We start from the raw sequence: 7630 nt of genomic DNA, 5'->3' as shown, positions 1-7630 counted from the left end.
AAAAAAGAGTAAAAATCGAATTATCCGCATAAACACAGGGATTTTAAGCAATATGAAACAAAAAATAAAAGAATTTTACCACTAATTTACTACGAATGAAAGAACCTTGATACGACAGAGAAAACAGCATAAATAAAGGCAAAATTGGCATTTCATACAGAATATGAGATGTCTTTTTTGTTGCTGTAATACAGTATAACTATTCTTTTTCTGCTTGATTATTAATCATTTTTTAGGACATGAATTGTCAAGAGCTTGTTGCGTAGCAATGTTTACACTCTTGATAATTTATGGAATAAAAAATATTCTGACAGATACTAGAAAAGTGATGACTACTCAATTTTCTAATGATATAATATGATAAATAATAATAGATAAACTTGAAGTGATTAAGGAAGTGTATGCCATGAAAAAATTTTTGAAAATAATGTTAATCATAATTGGAGCGATTTCTTTGATTTTTGTAGCTCTGATAGGGATTGGGTTATTTGTTGATGTTGAATATGATGACCATATTGAAAATGGTCGTTATACTTATGTTCCGGAAGAAGAAAATAAAGATAATGAATACGTGGAATTTACGATAAATGATTATGATAAAAATAATGCCAAGCTTGTATATTATGACACGATTGAAGAAGCTATTCAACTTTCCACTTTGAATGCTGAAAATGAGGAACTTTCGGTTCCTGCTGATTTTCTTAATCATGTTGATGAAACCTTGCATATATGGCAAGGCAAAAAATATGATACGATTTTCTATCGGGCTGGAAATGATAACGATGATATTCAAGGCTTAGTAATGGCTCGTTGTAAAAAGCAGATACAGAATGGGCATACACAATACGCATTTATAAATGCTACACCGGTTACAACGAAACGAGATAGAATTTTGTTAGATGATATTACAGAGCTTATTCACTCTTCTTTGAAATTAAGTGATTTCCAACAAGACTTAAACCCCGATTATCCAAGCAAGCGTTTTGTTTACGGCTATGCACATGATAAAGAAATCTATTCATTGGAAGTAGAAGGACAAAAACCGGACGGTGTAATTGAAATCAATGTATATGACAGAGTCATGTATCTATGGTATTACAATGACTTACAAAGTAACAAAAGAGGTGACTGTTTAAGCTATTCGGTAGATGTACCTAAATAAAATGACATTTTTACATAATACTATATTATTAGTTAGGCAGACGGAGTGATCCAGACACGGTGGCAGGAAAATCTTTCAGATTTTTCTGCCATGTCTTGCAAGTGGCTGGTTTACTTCGTCTGTGAGCGAGCCTGTGGCGAGCGAAGATTAAGCCCCCGTTATCTAACAAGGGGGGCACAAAAAACAAAAGACACTATACACTAACAGGCGGAAAACGCTGTATTTACAAGGCAAAACCGCATTTTATAAGATGTGATATAAAAAGTATCTATTTCACAAAAGAAAAACAATAAATTTAAACATTATAATATTTTAATTTTTGTGGTAATGATATGCAAACTTTTTAGGAGGGAAGATATGGATTGTAAAATGACTGATATTATTGCTATTATTTCAAGTATCATTGCTATTGGTTATTCAATTTATTCCATAATTACTAAAAGTTATATTCGTCAATACAACCTTGAAAAATTTGAACATTTTTCTTTAAATCAGAAGAAAGTTTGTATTGTTTTCAATTTTATTATGACACTTATAATTGGGATAAGTGGGGTGTATATATTGCTATTATACTTATTCTAATGGGATTGAAAGCATTTATGTAGCAAATAGCAAAATTTTATAAGTGAAACGAGGTACTCTATGGAAAAAAAGGAACTTATCAAACTATATTTACAAAATGTGGATAAAATGTTTGGATATGCCAACATGAACGCATATATTGATGAGCGATTAAAGAAGTATACGAAATACTGTCAAAGTAAAAAGCCAGAAGAACAGATTATTATATGGCTGAAATTATTGCATAAAAATTTCGGAAAAAAGATTGTTTATTTAGGAAGTTACTTAGCATTACAAGAAAAGGATATGAGCTATTTAAATAATGCGTTCAATTCGGCAGTAACATGGGGACAACTCACAATAACAAACAGCGGTTGCGACCATTCCATTCACGCTTGGAATATTTTACCACATATATTCTGTGCAAACCGCTTTCGTGACATTGAAAAAATATTTCCAAAAGAAAACGGACTTAGTAAGAATGGGTTAAAGTCTGCATGCAGTATCACAAATTTAGTGATGTATCTGTATTATCAAGAACCTATGTGGAAACAATATGTGATTGATGAAAGTAAAGAATTTCTTCAAAATAAACATACAGCAGAAGAAAAAGCTGTGATAAACGGTTTCCTTGCACTAATAGAAAAAAATTGGGAAAAATTCTCATTGGAATTGGCTAATCTCTGTAAAGCACATAGAAAATCAAAAGATTATGGAGAAAATCCATTTACAAGAAAAATTTCCTTTTTTGCATTTGGATTGTATAACTTTGCAAGATACTTGTATAGAGAAGAAGTTAAAAATATTACACTTCCTCAAAATGAATTTTTATTTGAGGATTTTAGAATTTATCAAGAAAGCACTAGTTGTCAAATAGGACAACCGTTTTGCATTTTTGAAGAACCGTTATTATTGTTGAATGATTTTGAAAAAATTGATTTACCGATTATGTATTTAACAGCAGGTAAAAAAAGAGTTTTGGATATTGAAAATTATAGGCAAGAAGTGGTAAAGAAAATACAAGCACTTCATAGCAATCAGAGCAGTTAGTCTTAGGATTGACTGCTTTTTCTATACGGATTTTTAATGATAGGCAATTATCAGTAAATGGTAGTTGCCTTTTTTGATTGGAGGAATTAAAGAATGAATGATAAAAACTTTATTGAAGAATTAAGACAAAAGCGTGAGGAATACGGAGTAACACAAACAAGGCTTGCTGTTGCTTGTGGTATCAGCCGTGAATATTACAACCGCATTGAAAAAGGGAAACAGCCATTGAATGACGAATTAAAAGGAGTCATAGAAAAACAGATTGAGCGTTTCAATCCACAAGAACCACTATTCCTGTTGATTGATTACTTCCGTGTTCGCTTTCCTACTACGGACGCATTGGCGATTATCCGTGATGTATTACAACTAAAACCCGATTATATGCTTTATGAAGATTATGGAAAATACGGATATGAAAGCAAATATGTTTTAGGCGACATCAATGTCATGTGTTCCATGCAAGAGCATTTAGGTGTTTTATTGGAACTGAAAGGCAGAGGCTGTCGTCAAATGGAAAGTTATCTATTGGCACAGGAACGCTCATGGTATGACTTCATGCTTGATTGTTTAACGGCAGGTGGTAAGATGAAACGGCTTGACTTGGCAATCAATGATAAAGCAGGAATATTGGATATTCCAAAGTTAAAGGAAAAATACAAGGCTGGCGAATGTATCTCCTACTTTCGTATGCAGAAAGATTACAGCGGTACGGAAAAATGTGGTAGCGATTTACCAAAGAATACAGGAGAAACCTTATATCTCGGTTCAACAAGCAGTGAATTATATATGTGTGCTTATCAGAAAAATTATGAGCAGTATGTCAAGAATAGCATAGAAGTTGAAGATACGGAGATTAAGAACCGCTTTGAAATACGCATGAAGAATGAACGAGCCTATTATGCGGTTGTAGATTTACTGACTTATCGGGACGCTGAACGCACTGCTTTTTCTATCATCAATCATTATGTCCGCTTTGTTGACAGAGAGGACGACAAGCCAAAAAATCAATGGAAAACAAATGATGATTGGGCATGGTTTGTAGGGGAAAACAGAGAACCGATACGCTTAACTACAAAGCCAGAACCTTATACTTTACAAAAAGCGTTGCATTGGTTACAAAGACAGGTTGCACCAACCATAAAAATGGTACAGGCATTAGACAGAGAAAATCATACAACGATACTAAAAGATATGATTGAACAGGCAGAACTTAAAGACAAGCATAAACACTTATTACAATTAGAAAAATCAACCATAGAAGAACGAATAGATACCGCTATTCCACAAGAGAATGACGATGTTTTAGAAAAGCAATAATTTATTTTATGGAGAAAGTTAAAGACAAGTTTAAAGCTAAATGCTACAATGTAAATATAGGTTATATAGATATAAAATATTTAAGTATTAAATGAGGTATAAATAATATGAAACAAATAATATTTATTTTTTGTATGATATTGATGTTAAGTTTCTGTGGGTGTACGAATGTTGGCTCAAATAGAAATGAGTATATGTCTAATTGGTTTAAATCGGAACAAGAAATATCAGATAATATGATGAAACAAATTATAGATTTATACAATGAAGGCAATGTAAAAGAATTTGAAAAATTGTTTTCACAAAACAGTAAAAAAGACATAGAGGATATAAATAAACAAATTTCTTCTTTCTTCGAATTTATTGATGGAGATATACAAGAATATTCTGGTGATTGTGCATCATCTAGTGAAAATAATAATGGAAATAAACGAATTGAATTAGACGGAATGTATCATATATCAACTTCTAAAAATGAATATTATTTGAATTTTTATATGGTCTATAAAGCTGATGATGTTCCCTCAGATATAGGACTATCCAAAATTGAAATTGCGACTGAACAAACTGTAAACAGGGAAAACTTTATGTGGGATACATCAGAAAACGGAATATTTGTCGTGCGGGAATAAACATAGAATGATATGTTTGAAAGATAAACCAAAACAAAGTTGTGACACATACTTCCTCCTACTTTTTGTTTTTTAGCCATTTAGTTTAATCTGTTTTAATGAGTTATAAATAGAGATACCGTTATTTAAAAGAAAGAATAACGGTATTTTTTAATGCAATGGAAATTTTCAGATTTAGTCAACAAAGAGCTTTTTTCATTCCCTATGTTTATTAAAAGAAGAAAAACAAATTTTTTACAGAAATCTGCAACAAAACAGCTACTTGCGTACAGATATGGTGCGAGAAAAGGAAATCTAACTATTTTTGAAATGGGGTCATAAAATTTTTACTCGGTGTACAGACACGAAGATTAAAAAGAAATTGAAATTATTTTGAAAAATCTGCAACAAAACAAGGTTTCTATTCCTTATATGGAGTGAAGTTGAGGAAATCTAAACTTTTTTTGAAAATAGGTCATTAAATTTTGGCTTGCTGTCCCTATATGAAGTGAAAGACGAAAAAAGTTTTGAAAAAAATGTCGGAAAATCGAGTTAAGCGGACAGTATTATGCAGAAAGAGGAAATCACACTTTATTTCTTGATTTGTATTCAAACAGGCATTAGCTGTTGAGTGTTGATGCGGAAAGAGAAAATTATTTTATCCTCAACTTAACAATTTAAGGTTTCCGTTCCCTATATGGCGTAGAAAGAAAAAAGTTTAAGAAATGTGATACAAATAACGCTATTCTGTCCTGATATGGAGTGAAGAAAATATTTCATTCTATTGTTGGCAGTAACAGTATGGTTTGGGTAGTTAGGGTGTGAAAAGAAAAATAATCTTTTTTCATCACCAGCTTAACAAATGTACGTTTGCTATACAGATAGTAGTGAAAAAAGAAAAAATGTTTGAATTTTGGTTACATTTCCTCTCTTTTCCAACGTGGTATATAGGAGAGATGATTTTCTTCTTTCGTGTTCTTTGACAACTGAATAAAGCAGTCTGATACATTAGACAGACAGCGAGCCGTTGGAGCTGATACGCCATGACCTTTTCCCTTTAAAGCGAGCGGAAACTGTCAGCGTCCATGTAAAAGATTTATCCTCTTTTATCGCCATGACCTGTCCTGTCTGATAATGATACTCCCGTACAGCCACAGCTTGAGCGTTCAGAGCGTCGCACGCAATGGGTACGGCTACATAAGAACTATGCAGAGGTGGAACTCCTGTGGGCTATGATAAAAGCCGTCAGACTGTTTAAAAATCAAAAAAGAAAGGAGGTGCAGTTTTATGTATGATTTAAATACACCATTATGGGAACGCTACCTTATGACGATTGAGGAAGCGTCCAGTTATTTCCGTATCGGAGAGAACAAACTCCGCCGTATTGCAAGTGAATATAAAGACGAGTGTGTTGTGATGAACGGAAACCGTATGCTGATTAAGAAAAAGAAATTTGAACATATGATTGATAAATTGGAAGAAATCTAATGCAAAAGAGCTTTGTGCATGATATGATACTTATATGTCGTAACAAGGCTCTTTCAGTTTTGAAAGGAGTTTTGAAAGATGTCAGAAAAAAGACGGGATAACAAAGGTCGCATTTTAAGGACTGGAGAGAGCCAAAGGGCAGACGGCAGATATATGTATAAATATGTTAATCGTGCAGGCGAAACAAAGGTTGTGTATTCATGGAAACTGGTGGCTACGGACAGAGTACCGAAAGGAAAGCGTGATGATTTATCTCTTAGGGAAAAGGAACGGGAGATACAGCGTGATTTAGAGGACGGAATAGACACCAAAGGAAAGAAAATGACATTGTGTGAACTATATGCCAAAAAGACGGCACAGAGAATCAATGTCAAGAAGAATACACTAGCAGGGCGAAAATATCTCATGGACGCATTGAAACAGGACAAGCTGGGTTCACGAAGCATAGACAGCATTAAACCGTCAGACGCAAAAGAATGGGCGGTCAGAATGAAAGAAAAGGGCTACGGCTTCAAAACCATTAGTAACTATAAGCGTTCCTTAAAGGCTTCTTTCTATATGGCAATCGAGGACGATTATGTAAGGAAGAACCCTTTTGATTTTCAGTTAAGCGAGGTTATTGATGATGACAGCGAAAGCAGACAGGCATTGAGTGAGGAACAGGAAGAAAAACTGCTGTCCTTTCTCCAGTATGATACGGTGTATCAGAAATATTATGATGATGTGCTGATACTGTTAAAAACAGGCTTACGAATATCTGAATTGTGTGGACTTACTGTACAGGACTTAGATTTTGAAAATCATACACTCAATATCGACCACCAGTTATTACGCAATCAAGAGGGATATTATATAGAAACGCCAAAAACAAAGTGTGGCATACGAAAAGTTCCTATGAGCGAAGAAGCAGGAAAAGCATTTCAAAGAGTGTTGAAACGCAAAAAAACTGGAAAAGGGATTGTAATTGACGGTTGCCGCAATTTCCTGTTTCTTAATCAGAAAGGTATGCCTATGACAGCTTGTTACTATACTTCTACATTGAGAAATATAGTAAAGAAATACAATAAGTACCATGATGAATCCTTACCGAAGATAACCCCGCATATATTAAGACATACGTTTTGTACACGATTAGCACAGAAAAACATGAACCCAAAGAACCTGCAATACATTATGGGACATTCCAGCATAATGATAACGCTGAACCTGTACGCCCATGCTTCACAGACAGGAGCAAACATGGAAATGCGAAGTCTGATAGCCTAGTAATTTACTACGAAATTTACTACGATAAAAAGACAAGATATGCAGATTTATGAGTGGTTATAAGAAGTATCTGCCAAAAAGAAAACACCGATAAAGCCTGTAAAATAGGGATATATCGGTGTTATAAGAACTTATGAAAAGATAATTAGAAATTTATTTTATGTTTAACATAAAA

7 protein-coding genes are annotated in these 7630 nt (G+C 33.5%); all 7 read left to right on the top strand.

Going from position 1 to position 7630, the window contains the following annotated elements; genetic code table 11:
• Nucleotides 1-406: 406 nt before the first annotated feature.
• The 7 genes from ACESSZ_RS16030 (at nt 407) to ACESSZ_RS16000 (ending at nt 7455) form a co-directional block, all read left to right on the top strand.
• Nucleotides 407-1162: a hypothetical protein gene (locus tag ACESSZ_RS16030; protein ID WP_040015611.1), complete on the top strand. Its 756-nt coding sequence runs from the start codon at nt 407-409 to the stop codon at nt 1160-1162.
• A gap of 357 nt (nt 1163-1519) precedes the next feature.
• A complete protein-coding gene (locus ACESSZ_RS16025) occupies nt 1520-1744 on the top strand; it encodes a hypothetical protein (RefSeq protein ID WP_040015610.1) in 225 nt (74 codons plus the stop codon).
• Nucleotides 1745-1804: 60 nt separating this feature from the next.
• Complete coding sequence (locus ACESSZ_RS16020) at nt 1805-2773, top strand: hypothetical protein (RefSeq protein WP_118494349.1); 969 nt, start codon at nt 1805-1807, stop codon at nt 2771-2773.
• Between the two features lie 93 nt (nt 2774-2866).
• Nucleotides 2867-4090 (top strand): XRE family transcriptional regulator, encoded by a 1224-nt coding sequence (locus tag ACESSZ_RS16015; protein WP_117459757.1) that lies wholly within the window; start codon nt 2867-2869, stop codon nt 4088-4090.
• Nucleotides 4091-4197: 107 nt separating this feature from the next.
• The gene (locus ACESSZ_RS16010) at nt 4198-4722 is read left to right on the top strand and encodes a DUF5104 domain-containing protein (protein ID WP_055065934.1); all 525 of its coding nucleotides are present in this window, start codon (nt 4198-4200) and stop codon (nt 4720-4722) included.
• 1266 nt (nt 4723-5988) lie between these two features.
• Nucleotides 5989-6189, top strand: a complete 201-nt coding sequence (locus tag ACESSZ_RS16005; protein ID WP_055065933.1) for an excisionase — start codon at nt 5989-5991, stop codon at nt 6187-6189.
• A 78-nt stretch (nt 6190-6267) separates the two neighbouring features.
• Nucleotides 6268-7455, top strand: coding sequence for a site-specific integrase (locus ACESSZ_RS16000; RefSeq protein WP_303768531.1), 1188 nt, complete (start codon nt 6268-6270; stop codon nt 7453-7455).
• Nucleotides 7456-7630 lie beyond the last annotated feature (175 nt).

It is taken from the genome of Eubacterium sp. 3_1_31 (genome assembly GCF_964249515.1).
GTDB lineage: Bacteria > Bacillota_I > Bacilli_A > Erysipelotrichales > Erysipelotrichaceae > Longicatena > Longicatena caecimuris.
This window is presented reverse-complemented; position numbering and strand designations above follow the sequence as displayed.